Origin of the sequence: Streptomyces graminofaciens (genome assembly GCF_030294945.1) — a bacterium.
GTDB lineage: Bacteria > Actinomycetota > Actinomycetes > Streptomycetales > Streptomycetaceae > Streptomyces > Streptomyces graminofaciens.
In genome coordinates this window covers 6,941,702-6,963,143 of record NZ_AP018448.1, presented here as the reverse complement: position 1 = coordinate 6,963,143, position 21,442 = coordinate 6,941,702, and the positions used below count along the sequence as shown (strand labels likewise).

The 21,442-nt window shown below is 70.0% G+C and carries 16 protein-coding genes and 1 pseudogene; 12 read left to right on the top strand and 5 right to left on the bottom strand.

The features are described 5' to 3' along the window. The first annotated feature begins 97 nt into the window (after positions 1-97). On the top strand, positions 98-697 hold the full coding sequence (locus SGFS_RS30085) for a TlpA family protein disulfide reductase (protein WP_286254910.1): 600 nt from the start codon (positions 98-100) through the stop codon (positions 695-697). Here SGFS_RS30085 and SGFS_RS30080 read toward each other — a convergent pair. Further along, on the bottom strand, positions 612-1,496 hold the full coding sequence (locus tag SGFS_RS30080) for a hypothetical protein (protein ID WP_286254909.1): 885 nt from the start codon (positions 1,494-1,496) through the stop codon (positions 612-614). The two genes, SGFS_RS30085 and SGFS_RS30080, sit on opposite strands and share 86 nt — an antisense overlap. Before the next feature lie 262 nt (positions 1,497-1,758). On the opposite strand from SGFS_RS30080, the gene SGFS_RS30075 reads away from it, so the two are divergent. The 5 genes from SGFS_RS30075 (at position 1,759) to SGFS_RS30055 (ending at position 5,769) form a co-directional block, all read left to right on the top strand. After that, complete coding sequence (locus SGFS_RS30075) at positions 1,759-2,088, top strand: hypothetical protein (RefSeq protein ID WP_286254908.1); 330 nt, start codon at positions 1,759-1,761, stop codon at positions 2,086-2,088. 230 nt (positions 2,089-2,318) lie between these two features. Next, the gene (locus SGFS_RS30070) at positions 2,319-3,485 is read left to right on the top strand and encodes a hypothetical protein (protein WP_286254907.1); all 1,167 of its coding nucleotides are present in this window, start codon (positions 2,319-2,321) and stop codon (positions 3,483-3,485) included. 229 nt (positions 3,486-3,714) lie between these two features. Next, positions 3,715-4,317: a hypothetical protein gene (locus SGFS_RS30065; protein WP_286254906.1), complete on the top strand. Its 603-nt coding sequence runs from the start codon at positions 3,715-3,717 to the stop codon at positions 4,315-4,317. Positions 4,318-4,399: 82 nt separating this feature from the next. Continuing rightward, the gene (locus SGFS_RS30060) at positions 4,400-4,978 is read left to right on the top strand and encodes a SigE family RNA polymerase sigma factor (protein WP_286254905.1); all 579 of its coding nucleotides are present in this window, start codon (positions 4,400-4,402) and stop codon (positions 4,976-4,978) included. Then, positions 4,975-5,769, top strand: a complete 795-nt coding sequence (locus SGFS_RS30055) for a hypothetical protein (RefSeq protein WP_286254904.1) — start codon at positions 4,975-4,977, stop codon at positions 5,767-5,769. Before SGFS_RS30060 ends, SGFS_RS30055 begins: the two co-directional genes overlap by 4 nt. Before the next feature lie 214 nt (positions 5,770-5,983). Here SGFS_RS30055 and SGFS_RS30050 read toward each other — a convergent pair whose 3' ends face one another. Together SGFS_RS30050 and SGFS_RS30045 are read right to left on the bottom strand one after the other, a co-directional pair. Then, positions 5,984-7,327 carry a helix-turn-helix domain-containing protein gene (locus SGFS_RS30050; protein WP_286260137.1) on the bottom strand — a complete coding sequence of 448 codons (1,344 nt, stop codon included), beginning with the start codon at positions 7,325-7,327 and terminating at the stop codon, positions 5,984-5,986. A 301-nt stretch (positions 7,328-7,628) separates the two neighbouring features. After that, positions 7,629-8,417, bottom strand: coding sequence for a Uma2 family endonuclease (locus tag SGFS_RS30045; RefSeq protein WP_286254903.1), 789 nt, complete (start codon positions 8,415-8,417; stop codon positions 7,629-7,631). Between the two features lie 490 nt (positions 8,418-8,907). On the opposite strand from SGFS_RS30045, the gene SGFS_RS51505 reads away from it, so the two are divergent. The 3 genes and pseudogenes from SGFS_RS51505 to SGFS_RS51500 form a co-directional block, all read left to right on the top strand. After that, positions 8,908-9,543, top strand: a complete 636-nt coding sequence (locus SGFS_RS51505) for a class I SAM-dependent methyltransferase (RefSeq protein WP_350284024.1) — start codon at positions 8,908-8,910, stop codon at positions 9,541-9,543. Positions 9,544-9,827: 284 nt separating this feature from the next. Next, the gene (locus tag SGFS_RS30035) at positions 9,828-13,847 is read left to right on the top strand and encodes an NACHT domain-containing protein (RefSeq protein WP_286254901.1); all 4,020 of its coding nucleotides are present in this window, start codon (positions 9,828-9,830) and stop codon (positions 13,845-13,847) included. A 62-nt stretch (positions 13,848-13,909) separates the two neighbouring features. Continuing rightward, positions 13,910-14,164: pseudogene (locus SGFS_RS51500) on the top strand (DUF6401 family natural product biosynthesis protein); the annotation flags it as partial. Between the two features lie 134 nt (positions 14,165-14,298). On the opposite strand, the gene SGFS_RS30025 reads toward SGFS_RS51500, so the two are convergent. Then, entirely contained in the window at positions 14,299-15,066 is a 768-nt protein-coding gene (locus SGFS_RS30025; protein WP_286254900.1) for a mechanosensitive ion channel family protein, read from the bottom strand. Positions 15,067-15,356: 290 nt separating this feature from the next. Here SGFS_RS30025 and SGFS_RS30020 point away from each other — a divergent pair, with 290 nt between their 5' ends. From SGFS_RS30020 to SGFS_RS30010, 3 genes are all read left to right on the top strand, one after another. Next, entirely contained in the window at positions 15,357-17,351 is a 1,995-nt protein-coding gene (locus SGFS_RS30020) for an Ig-like domain repeat protein (RefSeq protein ID WP_286260136.1), read from the top strand. A 277-nt stretch (positions 17,352-17,628) separates the two neighbouring features. Next, on the top strand, positions 17,629-18,390 hold the full coding sequence (locus SGFS_RS30015; RefSeq protein ID WP_434028091.1) for a response regulator transcription factor: 762 nt from the start codon (positions 17,629-17,631) through the stop codon (positions 18,388-18,390). Continuing rightward, positions 18,378-19,814: a sensor histidine kinase gene (locus SGFS_RS30010; RefSeq protein ID WP_286254898.1), complete on the top strand. Its 1,437-nt coding sequence runs from the start codon at positions 18,378-18,380 to the stop codon at positions 19,812-19,814. The genes SGFS_RS30015 and SGFS_RS30010 overlap by 13 nt, the downstream gene beginning before the upstream one ends. A gap of 335 nt (positions 19,815-20,149) precedes the next feature. Here the strand turns inward: SGFS_RS30010 and SGFS_RS30005 are convergent, their stop codons facing one another. Beyond that, positions 20,150-21,376, bottom strand: coding sequence for a hypothetical protein (locus SGFS_RS30005; RefSeq protein ID WP_286254897.1), 1,227 nt, complete (start codon positions 21,374-21,376; stop codon positions 20,150-20,152). Positions 21,377-21,442: the final 66 nt, after the last annotated feature.

The following is a 21,442-nucleotide window of genomic DNA, read 5'->3' as shown; positions in this document are numbered from 1 at the left end:
AGGCCAAGTCCGAGACCAAGGGCAAGGCCGAGGCCGGGCACAGGCCCGAGCCGTCACCGCCACCACCGGTCTCACCCTCGCCCTCGCCCTCACCCTCGTGCTCACGGCCTGCGCCTCCCCCGAGACGATCCCGCTGGACGCCGGGCAGGACGGCACGTCGAGCCGGTCGGGCGCCACGCTGCTCAAGAGCTTCGCGCCCGGTGACCGCGTCGACGCCCCCGACTTCTCCGGCACCACCCTGACCGGCGACAAGGTGCGCCTCTCCGACTACCGGGGCGAGATCGTCGTGGTCAACGCCTGGGCCTCCTTCTGCGGCCCCTGCCGCGCGGAGTCCCCCGCCCTGGACCGTACGCAGAAGAAGTTGCGCGACCAGGGCGTACGGGTGCTGGGCATCGACACGGACAACGACAGCGGCAGCGGCCTCGCGTTCCAGAAGGAGTACGGCCTGTCGTACCCGAGCCTGCACGACCCGGGCGGCAAGCAGTTCCTCGAACTGCCGGCCGGGCTCGTGAACCCCCAGGTACTCCCCTTCACCCTGTTCGTCGACCGGGAGGGCAGGATCGCCAGGTCCATCCAGGCGCCGGTGTCCGAGAAGGCGTTGACGCAGATCCTCACTCCACTGCTGAAGGAGGCGGCGAAGCCGGCACCGACGGCGACCCCGACGGCGACCCCGACGCCCGCCGCGAAGCGGAAGTGACCGCTTCCTTCAGCCGCTTCGCCCCGACCCGGGCCGCCTCCCGCGTGGTCGAGTCGTCGATGCCGTAGAGACCGCCGTGGGTGAGGAGGGCCGCGTTGTCGCCGACACGTACGGTGGCCAGGTCGAGGGTCAGGGCACCCTCCTCGCCGTCGACGTCGAACCCGCTCACGATCAGCCTCAGGCCCTGGCGCGCGTCACCGAGCGAGCCCGGGAGTTCCACGGGCTCGACCTGCGCGGCGTACTCCGCGCCCCGCACACTGGTGATGGTGAACTCACCGCAGCTGCCGAGGAGTTGACGGACCTTCTCCAGGCGGGCGTCGACGTCACGCGGCTCGTACGCGCCCACCTGGTAGCGCAGTTGGGCGCCGTACTCGTCGTCGTCGAAGCCGGTGACCGCCGTGCCGCCCGTCGGCTCGCCGAGCAGGTCCTCGGCGTAGAAGGTGTCGAGGAGCTGCTGGCACTCGGGGCGGTCGGTCCGGCCCTTGAGCAGCCCGTCGCGCCAGGTCGCCGCGCCCTGTGTATCGGCCCAGGTCCCGCCGAGGTCCTTGACGCGCAACAGGGCTTTCCTCGCGCCGTCGTCGGTGAGGGCGGGGGTGGTGGGCGGGGCGGCGGGTGTCGAGGGCCGCGGCGCCGCAGGCGAGGCGGTGCCCGCGCCCCGCCCCTTCTCCGTACCCATGCCGGTACCCGTACCCGTATCCACGTCCCCTCCCCCGCCCCCGTCGCCGACCGTGCAGGCCGCAGCCCCCACGAGCACTGCGGCACCCACGACCTGGGCGATGACACGGTACGGACGACGCATGGCGGAGCCTCCCGAGAGCACGATGTTTGCTCCACGGCAACACCGGCCGGGCCCGCCGACCAGCGCAGCGGGGGCGTACGGGTGAGCAGATCCCTCACTCGGCGCAGCGCACTGCTCCGGACGAGGCGGTCGGGACCGCGTCGGGGTGGCCGACCCGTCCGGCGGGCCGGGGTGCATGATGGGCACGCGGGAGTCCGCGATCATCCCCACGATCGTTCCCGCGCAACGGGGAACGCCCACGACCGACGGCGAGGTATCCGACATGACGACCGAATCGAGCACCCCCAGCGCACCCAACGGATCCACCGCATCCGCCACGTCCGCCATGTCCACCGTGTCCACCACCTCCGCCGCGTCCATGGACAGCCCCGCGAGCCTCTACGGCCCCGTCTCCGTCGGGTTCGGGGTCCTCGCCCTGGTCACCTCGCTGTTCGCCGGTGTCCTCGCGATCCTGTTCGGCGTCCTCGCCGTCACCTTCGCCGCCCTCGGCCTGGGCCGCCGTCTCAACCGCGGCAAGTGCGCCATCGGTCTCGTCACCGGCGCGATCGGCGCGCTCTACCCGCTCTTCGCGATCGTCGCCCTCAGCACCTGAAACCCCTGAGCCCCCAGCCCTCAGCCCCCAGTCCCTGGGTTCCTGAGCTCCCAGTCCCTGGTCCCTGGGTCCCTGGGTTCCCAAATCCCTGTCACGAGCGCCCTCCCTCTGGGGCACTGCCCTTCCGGGCACTGCCCCAGGAGTCACTTACGCCCCGGCACCCCTGATTCCTAAGGTCGTCGGCAGTGCTTGGCGCAGACGAAAGGGAATGAATCGTGCAGGTTTCTCGTGTGGCGAAGGTAGCGGCGCTGTCCCTGGCCCCGCTGACCCTCGTGGGCGCGGCCTTCCAGGCGTCCGCTTCGACCGGCACCACCGCAGACCAGGGCGTACGGCCGGCCGCCGCGGCGTTCTCCGTCTCCGCGCTCTCCGCCGACAAGCTGACGGACGTGTCCGGCTTCGACGCGAAGAGCGCCCAGGGCAAGGTCCTCGACGCGCAGGGCTTCGGCGTCGCACGGGCGGCCTCGGGCGAGACCGCGGTCGTCGACACCTCCATGGCCGACCAGGGCGTCACCGCCGCGGCCGGCAAGGGCTTCGTCGAACTGTCCTGGAAGGGCTACGCGAAGGACGCCCGCTACGTCGTCGTCCGCGACGGCAAGGACATAGCCACGCTGGGCGCGGGCGTGACCTCCTTCCGCGACACCGCGGTGAAGGCCGGCGCCGAGTACGGCTACCAGGTCGTGCCGGTGCTGCCAAAGAGCGGCGCCCCGAACTCCCGGCTGTACGGCATGAAGGTCGCCGTCCCGGCCTCCGGGTCGCTGACCGGGCTGCGCCAGGAGGCCGTCGAGCGGGCGACCGCCGCCGGCGCGGCCAGCACGACCACGCTGACCTGGACCGGCTTCATCCCGGACAAGTACGTCAGCGCCCCCCTCGCGGGCTGTGAGTACGGCAAGAACTTCAAGTTCGGCGGCGACGCCCACACCGACTTCAACTGGAAGTCGAGCAAGTACCGCTTCGCGCTGCACGCCACCATCACCTGGAGCAACAAGAAGGTGGTGTTCAACAAGCACATCAACCCCACCACCGTGTACCGCAAGGACAACGGCAAGCTGGTCGCCAAGAAGACCGCCACCGCCAAGGACACCTACGGCAAGCGGCTGGGCGCGAGCGGCAACTCCGTGGACCTCCGGATGGTCGTCCACGCCACCAACCCGTTCTGCAAGGGCCTCGGCGGGGTCAAGGGCGCGGCCGACGGCGCCTTCACCATCAACATGACCAAGAGCGGCAACTACACCATCCGCTCCGGCAAGCACCGCCTGTTCCCGAACAACTTCATCTACATCTACGACGGCGGCCAGGTCACCAAGGTCTACACCCGCAAGCACGCCGGCACCGCCTGCCTGATCGGCTCGGCCACCTGCCCCGAGGCGGACCTCACCGGCCGCTACGGCAAGTTCTGATCCGACCTTCCCTCCCCGAGAGGGCGTCCCCAGGGGGCGTGCCCGGCGTCACATACGCCGGGCACGCCCCTGCGGCGTACGTGAAGCCTGAAAAAATCGGGGCGCGTGTGTCATCCGTTCCCCGACGCCCGGGGTTTACAGGGGTGTTCGACGCCTCCGGCCGACCACCGGGGGCCCACCGGCACAGCACACACCACACACCACTGGGGGTTGTCCGTTCATGGCACGGATGCAGTCTCGAACACGGTCAAGGACCTATGGATACGTCGCCGCCGCCGCGCTCACCGCGCTGCTCGCGGGGGCGCCGACCGCGTCGTACGCCGTCTCGCGGGGGGAGACGGCGCACGGCACGGCGGTGGCCGCCGCGTACCAGGCCAAGAAGGCGGACGCCAAAAAGGCGCCGACGCCGCGTATCGTCGCGGCCGGTGAGCATGTCGTCGCCGCGCCCGGCTTCGAGCTGTGGCTCACGGCGGAGGGCAAGCACTGGATCGAGCCGACGCTGCCCGACGAGCCGCAGTTCCGCAGCGTCGTCGACGGCAACGTCGACCTGAGCCAGCCCGGCGTGACCATGCAGTCTTCGGGCACCGACAGCCGCTACTACCTCTCCGGCCTCTACTACGGCGGCAAGGGCACCGCCTCCCGCGTGGAGATCGAGACCAGCGCGGGGACCGTGATCCGAGGCAAGCTGCTGCAACTGGCCGGAAAGCCCGGCTGGGGCGTCTGGTACGCCACGGCCAAGGTGCCGGCCGGCGGGGACACCGGGGACTATCTCGGGGCGGTGACCGTCTACGACACCAAGGGCCGGGTCTACGCCCAGCTGCCGAGGTTCTGACCAGAAGACGAGAAGGGGTGGGGTGCCGTCCGGTGCCCCATCCCCCTTCCACCCCACGTTCCCGACCCGAGGACCGTCGTCCGTGCCGCACACGACATCCGGATCGCCTGAGGCGACCGCCGCCGCCGGCGGCGACTTCGCCGCGTACGCCACCGCGGCCTGGCCCCGTCTGGTGCGCACCGCGCACATGCTGACCGGCGACTTCCACGAGGCCGAGGACCTCGTGCAGACCACGCTGGCGAAGGTGTACTCCCGCTGGCGGCGCATACCGCGCGACGAGGTCGACTTCTACGTACGGCGGTCGCTGGTCAACAACAACATCAGCCGCGTACGGAAGAGACGGGTCGCCCATCTGCTGATGCCGTTCCTGCCGGAGCGGGTGCACGAGCCCCAGGCCGGGCACGCCGAGTCGATCGCCCAGCGGGCCGCGCTCACCCAGGCCCTCACGGAACTCTCGGCCCGGCAGCGGTCCGTGCTGGTGCTGCGTTACTGGGAGGACCTGGGCGAGAACGAGATCGCCGAACTGCTCGGCTGCTCGCTCGGCACGGTCAAGACCCACCTCCGCCGCGGCCTGACGGCCCTGCGCGCCCACCCTTCGTTCACCACCACCCCGTCGTTCGCCCCGGCGCCCCCCTCGCCCGTCCCCGGAGCCCGCCCATGAACCACCCGACCCCCGGGACCGACGGCACCCTCGACGACGACGGCACCGCCGCCACCGACACGGGGGAGCTGCTGCGCGAGGCGTTCTCCGAGGCCGCGTACGCCTTCACCCCGCCGCCGGTCCCGCTGGCCGCGATCGAACGCGACGGGCGCAGGCGTCGGCGCCTCCGCCGGGCCACCACGCTGAGCAGCGGCTGCGCCCTGCTGCTGGCCCCGCTGATGGTGCTGGCCTTCCGCCCGGACGGCCCCTCGGAGTCGGTCCAGCCGATGTCACCCCCGGCGACGGCCCCCCGCACGACACCCTCGCCCACCCCGACCGGCCCCCCGGCCGGGAAGGTACGGCTCGTGACTCCGGGCGAGCGGGTGACCTCCGAGGACGGTACGGAGTTCTGGCTGACGGCGGACGGCAAGCACTGGCGGCAGCCGGACCCCGACACGGGCGCCCTCACACTGGAGGAGTTCCGCAGCGTCGTCGACGGCAACCTCGACACGACCGAGCCCGGTATCTCCATGCAGGGCGGCGGCGGGATCTCGGACGGCTACCTCGTCTCCGGCCTCTTCTACGGCGTGCGGTCCGCGGCCGCCCGCGTGGAGATCACGACCTTCGACGGCAAGGCGGTGGGCGGCACGGTCCTGCGGCTGAAGGGCAACACCAGCTGGGGCGTCTGGTACGGCGAGGTGGAGGTCCCGGAGAAACTCAAACACTCCCTCGACTTCCGCGACCCCGTGGACAAGGTCACGGTCTACGGCACCGACGGCGAGGTGCTCGCGGAGATGGACTTCGGCATTTGAATCCTCCCCTTTCTGAAGGGAAGGGGATTCCTGGCTCAGGCCGCCTCCCGGAGCAGCGCTCCAGGAGGTCTTCCGCCATCAGCACCAGCCGGGTTGAGACCAGCCCGGACGAGGACACGCAGGCCGAGCCGTACGCCGTCGATGACACCCCTCTTCTGCCGGCTCCGCACTGTGCGGAGGCCGGCCAGCGGGGCTGTGCTGGGGCCCGGAATCGTCAAAGAGGCGGCTGTGCGGGGGCCGGGCCGAGGGTCGTGGTGCCCGGGGTGGTCCGGTGGCCGAGGCCGGTGCGGTACGCGTCGAGCGCGGCCTCGACCCGGCCCGTGCGCCGGAACAGATCACCCAGCAGCCGGCACAGGTCGGCCAGGTCGCCGGCGGCCCCCGCCCGTTCCAGCAGGCTGAGCGCGCGGACGTAGTGCTCCTCGGCGACCTCGGTGTCGCGGGCGTCCTCGGCGATGATGCCGAGGAGGCGGTGGGCGGCGGCGGAGTGCAGGGCGCCGCGTTCCGGGCTGAGGTCGCTCAGCACCTCGCGCAGCAGATCGGCGGCCTCGTCGGACTTCTCTCTCCGGTGGAGCACGTCGGCCAGCTCGACGGCGACCTGGCTGGTGTAGAGGGCGGCGCGCTTGGCGGAGAGCATGCGGCGGGCCTCCCGCAGTTCCTCCTCGGCACGCTCGTACTCGCCGTTCTGGGCGTACAGATATCCGCGCATCCAGTGGCAGTTGGCGAGCTCGGTGCGGATCTGGAGCTGCCGGTACAGCTCGGAGGCCTTGGCGAGCGAGGCATCGGCCTCCGCGATCCGCCCCTCCGCGATCATCGTGCGGGCGACGGACCGGTGCATACGGGCGACGAGGGCCGGGTCACCGGACCGCGGCGCGAGAGCGAGGGCCAGCTCGGCGGCCTGGGCGGCACGGGCGTGGGCGCCCATGTCCATGTAGGGGCCGATGACGCCGGTGTAGAGCAGCAGCAGCGCATCCGGATCATGCATCCCGCTCCGGTTGAGCTCGTCGAGCGTGGACTCGAACAGATAGCAGGAGTAACGGAGTTCACCGGCGAGGTAGTGGGCGACGGCCCGGCCGCGCAGTGCGGGGACCCGGCTCGGCAGCGGGGCGTCACCCAGGCGCTGCTCGGCCTGCTCGAACCGTGACCGGGCGGCTTCCAGATCCCCGTTCTCCAGGGCGCACTCGCCGAGCCCGAGCAGCGCGTCCGCCTCCTCCGCGACCAGCCCGTGCTCCTCGGCCTCGGCGAGCACGACCGCGAACCCCTGCGCGGCGGCCTCGGTGGCACCGGTGGCGAGGGTGCGCTGGGCGCCGGTGAGCCGCAGCCGCACCTCGGTGGCGAACCCGGCGGGCCGCCCCGTGACCAGTTCCTCGTACTCCACGCCGAGCCGCTCGGCGATATGCCGCAGGGCGGATTCGGAGGCCCGTACGCGGCCGGCCTCCAGTGTGGAGACATAGGCGGGCGTGTACACCGGCTCCGCCAACTGCCGCTGTGTCAGCCCGCGTTCGGCCCGCAGCCGCTGCACCCTTCGCCCGATGACTTCGGGGTCGTCACGCTCGGCCATGCCCACCATGACGCAAGCATGCCAGTAAGCCCGGTCACGTCGGCCTTTTCATCCCAACTCCCCACCCTTCTCTTGCAGTTGACACCCCCACCGCTTACGTTGAGCGACACGTCAACCACGCAGGACGAACCAGCCGGCCACCGCCGCCGCCGTTGTGAGGTCCCCGTGCTCCGAGACCTGCTCACCCGCCACGCCCGCTCCTTCGCCGCCGCGTTCCTGACGGTGGTGGCGCTGATGACGGTGGCTCATGTGTTTCCCGTCTGAGTCCCGCTCGGAGATCCGCCTCAGGGCTTCGGGCGCCTCACACGTGCCGCATGTCCCTCTCGCTGTACCGAGGTAGATCACCGGTCTCGATCGTCCATTCGCCCAGCTCGGTGGTGATGGTGACGGTGTTTTTGTACGACAGGTGCAACCGGTTCTCGTACGCCACCAAGCCGCCTACCTTGCCGATCTGCCACTGATACGTCCACGTGCCGTTGCGCGGGTCGACGATCAGATAGTGGGGGATACCCATGGCGGGGTAGTCGGAGGTCTTGTCGCGGTAGTCGTTGTCCGGGTTGGAGGGGGACACGATCTCGATGGCGAGGGTGATCTCGCGGGGGTCCAGCGGATCGTCGGTCATCATCGCCTCCCGGGAGGTGACGATGATGTCGGGGACCCGGAGCTTGCCGAGATTCTCGTCGTCGACGTCGGTGCTCTCATAGGCGAAGATCCCTTCGGGAAGCTGTGGATCGAGCTGACGCGTGATGTCCTTGGCCGTGAGCTGATGCCGAGGACGCGGGCTCATCATCATGACGATCTGCTCGTCACTGATCTCCGGGTACGTCAGACCAGGCGGCGGGGTGAAGTCGTCACGGAGCTCGCGCAAGTGCCGGTAGATGGCCTGTTTGGTCATGCCGACGTCTCCTCGGTCTGCCACGGGTGCGAGATCCGCGGTGTCCGGCGGCTCGGGCTCAGGAGTCTCAGCCGGCAGCACCGTCTCGCTCAGCGTACGCTCCGGCTTCCAGGTATAGGCGTCGGGCGGCGAGACGAAGTGCGCGGTTTTCTCGTCCTGCCGCCCCGGCATGATGATCGGCTCCGCTGTCGACATGACAGACCTCCTTCGTTCGGAATGACCATCACAGCGAGGACCGATGACTCACGCCGGACATCCGGAGCCGTTCACTAGAACGAGTGTGCTGTTACGTTTCTGTGCGAGGTGGGCGGCGTCTGTGAGCGCGCGGACCAGGGCATCGGCATGCGACCCGGGGCCGCTGTCTTGCCTCCACGCCCGGTGCTGTGCTGCGGCGATCAGCTCTCACATGCCTGTTGTACGCGGACGCCGGGACGCGGCCGGATGCGGACCGTGCCACCACGGCAGCGACAGCCACTGACCCTGCTTCCACCGTGCCCCTCCTCCCGGCGGGGCACGGCCCTCGCGGTCCCTCTCGACAGTGTGCCTTCGGGTGCAACCGGCGGGACGACCTCGGTGATCACTCCTGACCCAGCAGGACGGGCCCGTGACGCCTTCCTCAACCATCACCCGGCAACCAGCAGTAGGCCCCGTCGTCCACCGCTTCCGTTGAGACTGGTACCAGCGCGTGGAGCCCGATCCGGAACTCCTCGGCGACCTCGATGGCAGCGGCGCCGCCGAGGCCGGTGCCGGCTCCGGGCGCCAGGCCGCGTACGTCGCCCGGTCCCAACCCGTCGCATCCGTCGTGGCCATCGACCGCGATCCACTGCGGCAGGAACGCGGCCTCGAACGGTACGGGGACCTGCCCTCGCTGCGGCTGGTCTGCACCGACGCCGCCACGTACCTGCGCGAACGCTCGTCCGGCTACGACGTGGTCCACAGCGTGTTCGGCGCCCTCGACTTCACCGACCCGCACGCTCCGTTGCCCGCCATCGCCGAGGGGCTGCATCCCCGGCGGACGGCTCACCTTCTCCACTCCCGCCCACTACCACGGCGGCGAAGCCGCTGGACCAGTACGGGTTCGAGGTGCCCTCCACGGACACAGTTCGCGATCCTGGCGGCGATGGTGAACCGCCGGTGGCCGACGAATGTCTTCTGCGACGCGATGCGACGCCGAAAGCCGCCGACCCGATCCAGTAGCAGGACGGCTCATGCACGCCGATACGCCTGCTATAGCGGGAGTGAGGACCGATCCCCGAGGATACGCGGATGGCCAACTCGGGGAACTCACGTCGCCTTCTCGTACTCATCGGCACGTGGCTGACGACCTTTTTCGTCCTGATCCTGGGCTTGAAACTGTGGGAGTTCCACACCGGCCGAGTGAACGGAATCGTTATGTCCGGCGGGCTGGGCGCACTCTGCCTGGGTGGGGCGATCACCTCCTTTTGGGCAGCAAGAAGCCGAGGCCGCCGGCCCGATCGTGGGTCTCCCTCCTCCGACCTACTCCTGCGGCGTGTCCGATCGGTGGAGTCGGATCAGCTCCGGCAAGTGGAAGAGGCGCTGCGCCCGCCGATCAGCGGGCCGCCATGGGCGGTGACCGACGGGAGTTTGGCAGAGCTGTACGAAAGCCTGCCCCAGGCCTCCGGGCGTCTCGTGATCATCGGCGCCCCGGGCTCGGGCAGGACGACCACCGCCCGCAGGCTCGTCGCCGAGCTGGCGGAAGGCGATGTGCCGACGGAACGCCCCGTGCCCGTCCTGGCCGACCTCTCCTCATGGAATCCGGCGTCGGAGGGCGTGGAGGGCTGGTTCGTCTCCCGTCTCTCCAACCGGTACAGCGTCGACGAGACGGCGGTGCGTCGGTTGGTGACGGGACGGAACGTACTGCCCGTACTCGACGGCCTCGACGAACTTCCCTCCTCCCAACACACCCGTGCCATAGCGGTGTTGTCGCGCTGGCTCTTGGGGTTTCCCGGGTACGTACTGACCTGCCGACCGTCCGTCCACGAAGACATGACGGACCTCCTCGGCACGAGTCCCGGCATGACAGCGACGCTGCTTCCCCTCCCCGCATCCGCCGTCTCCACCTATCTACGCGAGGCCGACGCGCAACGCTGGGCACCGGTCGCGGACACCGTCGAACAGGACGTGCAGGGACGGCTGGCCGAGGCGCTCTCCTCGCCTTGGTTCCTGTCCCTCGCGGTCGACGGATACGAAGGCCCCGAGGACCGCGACCCGGCCGAGCTGACCGACAGCTCGCGATTCCCCGATGCCGAATCCGTACGCGACCGGATCGCCGGCATCGCCGACCAGACGGCCCGTATCGAGAGCGGCGAGGAGGACGCGCAGGACGGCGGCAGACGCAAACGCCAACTCGAGTTACTCACCGACGCGATGGGGCACGAGGAAGACGGTCTGCTGCTGTGGTGGCGGATGGCGGAGAGGTACGGATCACAGCGTGTGCTCTGGGGCGTAACAGCCGCGCTGCTGGGGATTCCGGTGATCCTGGCCGCGGAGACGAATCGGAAACTCGGGCTCACGATGCTCGCTTTGACGGCGGGGTACCTGGTGTTCTGCCGACTGGCCGAGATCTCGACGTTCAGTCAGACCGGGCAACTGCCGCGTCGCATCGGGCGACTCAGTAGGATGCTTACGCACCCCCACCGTGACCTTGGCGACCGCTCGATCTATGTCTTCTTGTTCTGCGCGTGGTACATCGTCCTGTCCATCTCCGCGGTAAAACCGACGGGGGTCTCCGCCACCACCATCACCTTGTTGACGGCATGTGTCCTCACAGGACTCGTGATCCTGTTCACAGGACCAGACACCGACACCCGCCGGGCTCGTCCGGTCGGCGATCGGCGCGGCGACCTGTGGGCAGCGCTGCTTGTATCCGCTGTGGTCACGTTCCTCGTCTGCCTCAGCTTCTACCGGCTCCGGGCCGATGTCGACCCGACCGGCCGGGGCCTTCCCTGGTACATCTGGGCTGCGCTGGCCGTCGGCTTCTTCAGCGCCACGCTCCTGCACGGCAGCGCCTGGGGCCGCTACCGTCTCACTCACCTCGGTCTCGTTCTCGCGGGAGAACTGCCACCACGTCTCGACCGCTTCCTGGCCGACGCCCAGAAATGGAGGCCCCTCGTACCGGCCGACGGATATGGCGCAGGCTGCTACTCCTTCCGCCACGACCAGGTCCGCAGGGCTCTCGGCGCCCGGGTGACAGGCCGTCTGCCACACGTCCGCACCACGGAACGGTTCGAGAAGGACATACACGCCGAGGTCCTGCTCCTACCGGAGTCCGTCGCCTATCTCGCCCACATGTCGGACGGTTCCCCCGAGACCTACGAGCAGGAGGCCGGCCACGTCTCCGAACTGGCCCAGCGGGCGCTGACCGGGGATCTGCGAGCAGTCGCAGACCGTGGCTTCGCGTCCTACGAACGCCGTCAAAGGGCTCGGGGGCGGATGAGCGACGCTGTGCGCGTTCCTCGTTGGGCAAGGCCGAGAGCGGCACGCTTCTACAGCGTTCTGGCTCTGGTGGCCGGAGGCATCACTGCCAGAGGCGTCGGCCTGTGGCTCGACCTGGATCTACGACGTCCCGAGGTGGTGACCGGGGCAGTCGTGGCGGTTGTCGCCCCGCTCGCCTACATGGGGTACAGGACAGATTCCCTGTCGGATGAGGAAATCTATGACTACTTCCGATCGGCCTTCAGCAAAGGCCGGTCTGTCGTCTTCATCGTGTTCTGGTGCCTGGTGGGCTTCCTGGAAGCCAGGTACACCGAAGCCTTCGTCCCGGAGCACACCCTCACCACCGTCGCCTGGGCCACCGCCTTCCTTGCCGTCCTCGCCCTCGTCGCCTGGGCCCTCGCGCGCCCCCACGTCACCCGCGCCCGTGCCGTCGAGGACGACGACCCCTCGGTCTGGCCCGTCCTCCCCGTGCCCCACGACCGCCACCGTGACGCCGCCCTCCAGGCCCACCGGGACTGGCTGACGATCGTGGCCCGGGATGGCGTGATGCCGCTCATCCGAAGCCGTCTGCGGGTGAGTGAGGACACCGCGGAATCGCCGGACCTACCGGCCATCGCTCCCTCCCGTCTTACCGGAACGCGCAGCTCCGACCAGTTCGTCGATACCGCCGCAGCCGACGAGATCGCCTTCCACCTGCGCGAACTGGAGAGCGCCAGCATCGGCGTCAGCGGTCCGCGTGGCGCGGGCAAGTCCAGCCTCATGCAGCGGTTCTGCACGCCCGGTCCGACATCCGCCGCCGACGATCTGCTGGTGTTGGTGCCCGCTCCGACCTCGTACGATCCCAGGGAATTCCTGATCCACCTGTTCGCGGAGGTGTGCCGCCGCATCATCGGCGAGGAACCGACGGCCGACGGACGCCCCGGAGCCGATACAGCACGCCGCACAGCCCTGGGCCACCGTCTGGGCGGCTTCCTGATCCTGGTCGCGGGCTTCATCGTCGTCCTCACCACGTTGCTGTGGCCGCATCGCACGGCCGCCACAGACGTGATCACCGGGCACGCCGAGGCCCTGCTGCTCAGCGGTGGCGCCCTGCTCATCGTGGCCGGCCTCGCATGGATCCTGACCCTGCCCGGACGAGCGGAACGCCAGGCCGTCGCGCCGGCCGACAGCGCCGAAGCCTCGGCCGCCGCCCATCTGCGCACTCTGCACTACCAGTTGACCTTGATGCGCACCCGCAGTGCCCAATTCGCTCTGCCGGGCGGGCTCGGACTCCAGCTCGCCGACGGGCAGCAGGTCCAGCACACCCAGCAGATCCTCACCTATCCCGAACTGGTCGCCCGTTTCCGTGGGTTCCTCGACCAGGTTTCCCTGGAACGGCGGGCACTGGGCGGACGTGTCGTCATCGGGATCGACGAACTCGACAAGCTCGGCAGCGCGCAGGAGACCGAGCGGTTCCTCAACGATCTCAAGGTCGTCTTCGGCATCCGAGGCTGCCATTTCCTCGTCGCCGTCTCCGAGGACGCGCTGACCGCCTTCGGAAGGCACGTTCTCGACGTACGCACAGTCTTCGACAGCGCCTTCGATCGAGTTGTCGCCCTAAACCCCCTGGGCCTCCCCCAGGCACGCGAACTCCTCGAGTTGCGGGGTGTCCGACTGCCCGAGCCGTACCTGTGGCTGTGCCAGGTGTTGTCCGGCGGGCTCCCTCGCGATCTGCTGCGCGCGGTGATGAGCCTCGCCGTGGAGCGTACGGTGCGCAACACCGCTGATCTGCGGTCGCTGGCAAGAAAGTTGATCGAGGAGGACGCCCGCGCCGTACTCTCCGCCCAGACTCGTTACACAGCCACGCTCACCGGTGAACAGGCCCCTGCCGCCGCGCGCTGGATCGCGGAGGCGTTCCAGGCCCCGGTCACTTCCGACGACTGGACGGCCATCACGAACAACGCCCCGGACATCCACCCCGACGAGTACGGCACGGCGCGTGTGGTGGCCCAGGTGCGGGCCTACTTGGTTCTCGGTGCCACACTCACGCGGATCTTCGCTGAGGAGGATGCTCGCCCCGACTCGATCGAGCTTCTCACCACCGCCCGCGGCCTACTCGCCACCGAGCCGGAGTCAGCCTTGGCTGCGGTGACGCGCTACCGAAGGGAGGTGCTGGGCTGGCTGACGTAGGCGATAAAGGCGGGGAAGGCCTCCGGAGCGACGATGAAGGCTCCGGCTCCGCCTACCTTGGAGTGGTGCCCCTGTCCCCGCAACCCTCTCCGTCCCCGTTGGCGCGGATCAGCAGCGCGTTCGCGCCCCGTTTCGCGGAGTTCGCCGATGAGCCCGCGTTCACGACCGCCGTGCATCAGCATGTGGCGGAGATCAGGGAGCGGCTGGCGGTGAATTCGTCGGGGCTGATCCCACGGCCGGCCCACCATGAGGACCTCGCCGACCACACCCTCGGGTTCCTGGACGCCCTCGCCGAACTCGACCGGCGCGAGCCCGTCGGTCACGACTACGCCGTGTGCTGGCTCACCGCCATCAGCTGGCCTGTCCAACGCCACGGCCTGCTCACCGAACACCGCGGCCGCCGACGGAATCCCCCTCCGCCGACGGCCGCCTCCGTGTCCGGGTCACCCCGTCATGCGTCGGTCGTGCGTGGCAGGTCAGTCCGCTCCCGGACCTGCTGGTGGGGGAGGGCGTCGCCGTGGCCCACCCGGGCCGTCTCCCGCTCGACGGTCGTCAGTGCCCGCTCCCAGCGCTGGCGCATCGGGGCGATCAGGCCGCCGCCGACGCCGACGATCAGGATGCCGACGACGGTGGCGAGGGCCGCGTAGAGGACGGGGCGGGTGACGTCACGGGCGATGCCCGCCTGGCCGAGCGCGGCGATGACGCCCAGGCCCAGGACGCAGGCCCAGACGACGGTCGCGAGCGTCCTGCCGTACGAGACCGACGACAGGGCGGTGGCGACGAGGCCGCGTACCGCGTTCGCGATGGCCATCGCCACGACGACGAGGACGACGGCGACGAGGCCGCGCGGCAGCCAGGCCACGATGGCGTTGATCAGCTCGCTGACCGGATTGGCGCCGAAGACGCCGAGGGCGAGCTGGAGGGTGATCAGCGTCAGCGCGTAATAGACGATCCTGCAGATGATGCCGGTCAGGTCGTACGAGGAGTCGCGGAGGAGTCGGCTCGTGCCCGCGCGCTCGGAGAGCTTCTCGGTGCCGAGCTTGCGCAGGACGCGGCCGAGGACCCGGGCGACCAGTTTCGCGACGAACCAGCCGACGACCAGGATCACCAGGAAGGCGAGGAGTCTCGGTACGAACTGCGCGATCTTCGACCAGGCGTCGTCGAGGCCCTGGGTGAAGTCGATGGACAGGGTGACCATGGGGGTGGTTATTCCCTTCATTTCATTGGCTTCATAACTTCTGACCTTTATGTCTCCCCTTGTGAATAGCAGTGCGCCGACCGGGTGACGGTGTCGCGCAGGGCCGTTCGGGTGACGGCGCGTGAGGTGGGGCCACGGCGTGTGACGTGCGAGTACGTCCCCTCCGGACCCGCGCGGCGTCAAGCACCCCCTGTGCACTCCCTGTCATTTGGGTGACCTACTCTTCGCTCATTCGCTCGCGTACAGCACAGGCGTACGCGACGCTCATCTGCTTTTCGTTCCGGGGGGTTCGAAACACCGTGCGCGAAACTCTGCGCGTCCGCGCTCTTCCGGCTGCCACCGCGCTGGCCGTCCTCTTCGGTTCGGCCGCGCTCGCGGTCGGCACGGCCGCCCCGGCGGTGGCCGACACCAGCACACCCCTGCCCGTGCAGTCGTCGGGCGACATCGTCGTGGACGGCGTCCACCAGCGGGTCTTCGTCTCCGACCCGACCGGCGGCCAGGTCGTGGCCACGGACTACGCGGGCAAGGTCGTCGGCAGCGTGCCCTCGCTGCCCGGCGCCAAGGGGCTCGAACTGTCGCCGGACTCGGGCACGCTCTACGCGGCCGTGCCGGGCGACGACGCGATCGTGGCCATCGACACGGCGACCGTCACCGAGGCCGAGCGGTACCCGACGGGCGAGGGCACCGACCCGCAGTACCCGGCGTGGGCCGGCGGCAAGCTGTGGTTCGGCTACGGCGGCGCGGCCCAGGGCAACCTCGGCTCACTGGACGTGTCCGGCGCCGACCCGGTGGTCACGCTCAAGCAGGACGGCGGCTGGTACGCGGCCCCGACCCTGACCTCCACCCCGGGCGCCCCGAACACCCTGGCGGCGGGCATCGAGGGCGTGAGCCCGATCAGCGTGGCCGTCTACGACGTGTCGTCGGGGACGGCGAAGCGGACGGCGAGCGGCCCGAACACCGACGAGTACACGGCGAGCAACCTGCGCGACCTCGCCCTCACCCCCGACGGCTCCCACCTGGTGGTGGCCAGCGGCGCCCCGTACTTCCACCAGGTGTACAGGACCTCGGACCTGACGCCGGACGGCAAGTACCCGACCGACTCGTACCCGAACGCGGTCGAGATCGCCCCCGACGGCACGGTCGCCGCGGGCATCGACGGCGCGTACTCGCCGGACGTGTGGGTCTACGAGCCGGGCGCGGCCACGGCCGAGCACATCTACGACTTCACGAACACGGCCGACGGCACGGGCGCGGGCTCCCTCGCGGCCGGGGCCCTGGCCTGGGCGCCGGACGAGTCGCACCTGTTCGCGGTCGTCGCCCTCGGCACGGGCGGGTACGCGCTGCGCGACCTGAACGACGTCGTGCAGTCCCCGACGAGCCTGACGGTGAACGCGCCCGCGACCGCCACCCGCGCCAAGGAACTGACCGTCACCGGCAAGCTGACGTCGGACGCGGCCTTCCCGTCCGGGGCGACGCTCACGGTCACCCGCACCGACCTGGAGTTCGCGGCCGGCAAGGCGCTCGCCCCTGTCACGGTCGCGGCGGACGGCACGTACTCCTTCAAGGACACCCCGCCGAACGGTGGTCCGGTGACGTACACCGTCTCCTACGCGGGCGACACCACGCACGAGTCGGCCTCCGCGTACGACACGGTCGAGGTCTCTCGCACGGCGACCTCACTGACGCTGAACAAGAACGGCACGACGTACGCGTACGGCGCCGACGTCACGTTCACCGCGCACCTCGGGACGACGTACAAGAACCGCGAGGTCGAGATCTGGGCCGACCCCTACGGCTCCGACAAGCCGAACAGGCTGGTGAAGTCCGGCAACGTGAACTCGTCCGGGAACCTGTCCGTCACGCTGGACCTGACCCGGGACACCAAGCTCACGGCGAAGTTCGCGGGCGACTTGCGCAGCGCGCCGACGTCGGTGACGAGCCGCGTCTACACCAAGGTGCAGGTGTCGACGACGCCGAGCCGCCACTACAAGACCAAGTACGCCTGGAACCACACGTATTACTACTTCCGGAAGTCCGTGGACCCGCTGTTCACGACGAAGATGACGTACTACCCGGGCCGCGAGTACCGCGTCGAGGTGCAGGCGTACTACGGCGACGCCTGGCACTCCGGCGACAAGGACTACTTCGAGCTGGAGTCGGACGGTGTGGGCGCGATCGAGCTGACCGGCACGCCGAGCACGGGCGTCCGCTTCCGGCTCCGGTCGTCGTACATCGACACCGACTCCGGCGACAACGTGAACACGACTACGCACAGCTCCTGGAAATACTTCACCTTCACCAGCTGAGGTCCAGCGGTATTCAGCCAGAAGCCAGTAGAAATTACGTCGCAGAGCGCGTCCGGGGCTACGACCGGGCGCGCTCTTCGCTGTTTTGCCGCAAATCCGGCGGGGAGCGGCAGGGCGCGTGCGTGACTAGGGGCAAACATCCCGACGGTTGCTTTCAACCCCCGTGAAAAAAGCCTCAGTCGGAAAGCGCTCTCGCTTACCTGCCGGTATGTGTGACGATACGACCTCTCAGTACTTGAGACCTCAAAGTGAGGTCACGGTCGCAAAGGAACAGGACATGACCACGCCTGTGCCCTCTGTCGTTGTCCCCTCCATGCCGGCACTGTCCGCGCCACCGATACCCACGCTGCCCCTCTCGACCGGCCGTCTGCTCGTCGTGGACGACGAGGAGGGCATCCGCTCGATGCTCTCCATGGCTCTGGAGTTCCTCGGCTACCAGGTGACCACCGCGTCCACCGGACGCCAGGCACTCCAGGCCGTCACCCGGCTCAACCCCGACCTCGTCCTGCTCGACGTCAACCTCCCCGACCTCAGCGGCTTCGAGGTCTGCCGGACGCTGCGCGAACGCGGCAACGACGTGCCGGTGCTGTTCCTCACCGGGCTCGGCGGGGTCGACGACCGCGTGCGCGGGCTCGACATGGGCGGCGACGACTTCGTCACCAAGCCGTTCGAGCTGAAGGAGATCGCCGCGCGGGTACGGGCCCTGCTGCGCCGGGCGGGCGGCGGCCAGCCCCCGGCCGACCGCAACCGGCTGCGCGCGGGCGCGGTGCAACTGGACGCCGACGCGCACCAGGTGTGGGCGGCGGGCCAGCCGGTCGACCTCACCACGACGGAGTTCGCGCTGTTGCGCTATCTGATGGAGAACCCCGGCCGGGTGCTCTCCCGCGGCCAGATCCAGGAACGCGTCTGGAACCACCGCGACGAGGGGTCCGGGGTCGTCGACACCTACATCTACTATCTGCGCCGCAAACTGGGCGAATCCGGACAGTCCCTCATACGGACCGTGCGAGGAGTGGGCTACCAACTGTGCGCGGACTGAACGGAATCGGCCCGGTACCCGGGCCCGGCGGCTCGTTCGGGGCCAACAGCCTGGTCTCGGCGGTGAAGACCGCCGGGCTGCGGGCGGCCGGGCGGGGAGGGAAGCGACCGGCCGGGACGGCGGTGCCCGAAGCATGGACGGCTCAGGCGAACAGCAGAGCCGTGCCGACCCCGGACCGGGCGACGCGGCCCGGCCGCGAGGAGACCGTGTGGGCCGACAAGAGTGCCCAACGCACCCTTGCCTTCTGGCTGTTCGCCACGCTGACGACCTTCGGCACGCTCGCCGCGATCTCCGCGGGCGCCCTCGTCCACCACCTCGTCGCCCGCACCGACCGGGACATCACCCGGCTCAGCCAGACCGGTCTCGGCCCGCCCGTCTCCCGCCGCCCGCTCGTGCTGAACGACGAGTCACTCGTCCTCGTCCTCGACACCCGCGGCCGCGTGATCGAGCGGTACTCGGGTTCGGACCGCCTGCCGTCCTTCCCCGCGCTCTCCCTCGCCCGGCTGAAGAGCTACGCGGCCCACCCTCGCCCCGTGGAGCTCGGCGGCGGCTACCGCGCCCAGGTCGTCCGCACCCCCCGGGCCGGGCTGAGCCAGGACGGCAGCTACGTCGTCACCGCCCAGTCCACGGCGAGTATCCGCCCAACCGCGATCCACCTCCTCCAGGTGGAGGCCCTCGCCGCGCTGCCCCTGCTGATCGCGGTGCTGTCGGGCGCCCGATGGCTCGCCCGCCGCGAGGCCAGGGAACGCCATGAGACCGAGTGCCGGCTGCGCGAGTTCCTGGCCACCGCCGGACACGAACTGCGCAACCCGCTCACCACCATCTCCGGGTACGCCGAACTCGCCCGGGTCGGCGACCCGACGTACGAGTCCATGCGGCAGGAGGCGCTCGGCCGGGTGGCGATCGAGGTCGAGCGCATGAGCACGCTCATAGACGAGCTGTTCCTCCTCACCCGCCTGGACCTGGGCCAGCCCCTCCAGCTCCGCTGTGTCGACCTGGCCCGGCTGTGCCGCGACGCCGCCTCCGCCGCCCGCGACTGCCACCCCGACCACCCCGTACGGCTGCTGCTCGCCCCCGGCGACCACACCGTCACCGGCGACCCGCTGCGGCTCCACCAGCTCGTCGCCAACCTCCTGACCAACGCCCGGGTGCACACCCCCGACGGCACGACGACGACACTCGGGCTCGGCACGGAGGACGGCTACCGGGTCATCGAGGTCATGGACGACGGCCCCGGCATCCCGCGCGAGCTGCGCGCCCGTATCTTCGACCGCTTCGTGCGCGGCGAGGAGACGACCGCCGCGGGCAGCGGCCTCGGCCTGAGCATCGTCGCCGCAATAGCACAGGCCCACGGCGGCACGGTCGTCCTCGAACCGTCGCACGAGGGCACGTGGTTCAGGGTCAGGCTGCCGGCGCCGACGTGATCCCATCCGGGGTGTGACCTGCGGTAATAGCCTGATTGTGGCCGACTGTGTGACGACTTCGGGGAGGTATTGCACGAAGGGTCGAACGGCGTAGTGCTCTTTACCGAATACTGGTGAATCTCTGATCGGATTCTGATCTTGTTCCGATCAACCCCGGACCCTGGCCCGGTTCACTGTGCGGTGTGCGAAGTGCGGCGTACGAAGCGTGATCCCGCCTAGACCGCGTCCGCTTCGCACAACTCCCCCTCAAAAAATGAGGTCGGCCCCGCGCGCCCTCGATCGACGGCTCATCGATCGACGACGAGACGGACGACGGCTCATCGACCCCTCCTCGCCTAACCGGGGACGTGTTGGGCCGACCTCAACTCCGCGAGATGCTGCCGCACATGCTCCAGGGCCCCGGCCCGCCGCCCCGGCACGCGCTCCCTCAACTCGGCCAGTGGCAGCCCGAGTTCACCGGCCCGGCCACCGTCCGTGACCTGCCCCCACTGGTGATGCGCCCGGTCCACGGCGGCCTCGACGGCCGGATCGTCCGCCGCACACCCCGCCGCGAGCCGCGCCCGCGCGACAGCCAGCCAGATCTCGCAGCTCAACGCCGAGTCTCCCGCGAACATCGCCAGATCGGCCCGCACCTCCCGCCAGTGCCACACCTCCTCCGACCCCGCCCCGAACTCCCACAACGCCACATACTCCTGCCGAGCGGCAATCGAGTCGGCCTCGGCGTGCCGCCCGGCTTGCACGGCGGCGGTGATGAGGGCGTGGGGGTCGGCGCCCGTGCTTTCCGGGCCGGTCAGGCCTTCCAGCCCGTCCGGCGTTTGAGGACGAGGCCGTTCAGGGCGATGGCGGGGGTCCGGGGGCGCGGCCTCCGGGGGACGGGACCGGGTAGGGGCGGCGGGGGCGAACCCTCCTGCGGAACCACCCGCACCGGGCGCCATGGCATCCCACGCCAGCACCACATCCCCGTCCACGGACACCCGTGTCAGCACCTGTTCATGCAGCGCCGGAGGCGCCGGCCGCTGCCCGCTCCGCAGTATCGTCCCCAACGCCTTCATGTACGTCGGCACGGCCACCCCCCGCCGCACCCCCGCCGACCCCGCCGCGATCCGCCCGAACACACTCACCCCGGGCCCGGCCCCCAGCCCTCGCCCCGCCATCTGCCGCCAGACCTCCGCGTCCGCGTGCAGGTCGACGAAGAGCGTCGTGGACCCCGGCGCCCGCAGCCGCAGCTCCTCCACCAGCCAGTGCCAGGGAAACCCGGTGTACCGCACGGTCGCCGGCGTCGTACGCGCCAGCGCGAGATGCGGCAGCCGCTGCTTGCGGTCGAGCTGCAGCTGCCCGGTGAGATACACGGTGAGCGGCCCGGTCGCTGTCGCCGCCGCCCGCAGCCGCGTGAGCACGGCCTGCGGCTCCAACGGATCGGCCAGCTCGACCACGTTCGCCGTACCCGTGCCGGACAGCACCTCGGGCGAGACGGCGGCCAGTACGGGAAGCACGGACGCCGCGTCCACCAGACATCCCTTGCCCACGGGCGCGGCCGCGAGCAACAGCACGGTTCCGGGCATCGTTCCCCTCCCCATCGGTCCCCCATCGATCACGTACCCCAGCCAGCACCGTAACCGCTGCGCGTG

Coding starts and splice junctions, on each gene's coding strand:
- SGFS_RS30080 (WP_286254909.1), bottom strand. CDS start 1,496: ATGCGTCGTCCGTACCGTGTCATCGCCCAGGTCGTGGGTGCCGCAGTG.
- SGFS_RS30075 (WP_286254908.1), top strand. CDS start 1,759: ATGACGACCGAATCGAGCACCCCCAGCGCACCCAACGGATCCACCGCA.
- SGFS_RS30065 (WP_286254906.1), top strand. CDS start 3,715: ATGCAGTCTCGAACACGGTCAAGGACCTATGGATACGTCGCCGCCGCC.
- SGFS_RS30055 (WP_286254904.1), top strand. CDS start 4,975: ATGAACCACCCGACCCCCGGGACCGACGGCACCCTCGACGACGACGGC.
- SGFS_RS30050 (WP_286260137.1), bottom strand. CDS start 7,327: ATGGCCGAGCGTGACGACCCCGAAGTCATCGGGCGAAGGGTGCAGCGG.
- SGFS_RS30045 (WP_286254903.1), bottom strand. CDS start 8,417: ATGTCGACAGCGGAGCCGATCATCATGCCGGGGCGGCAGGACGAGAAA.
- SGFS_RS30025 (WP_286254900.1), bottom strand. CDS start 15,066: ATGAAGGGAATAACCACCCCCATGGTCACCCTGTCCATCGACTTCACC.
- SGFS_RS30015 (WP_434028091.1), top strand. CDS start 17,629: ATGACCACGCCTGTGCCCTCTGTCGTTGTCCCCTCCATGCCGGCACTG.
- SGFS_RS30005 (WP_286254897.1), bottom strand. CDS start 21,376: ATGCCCGGAACCGTGCTGTTGCTCGCGGCCGCGCCCGTGGGCAAGGGA.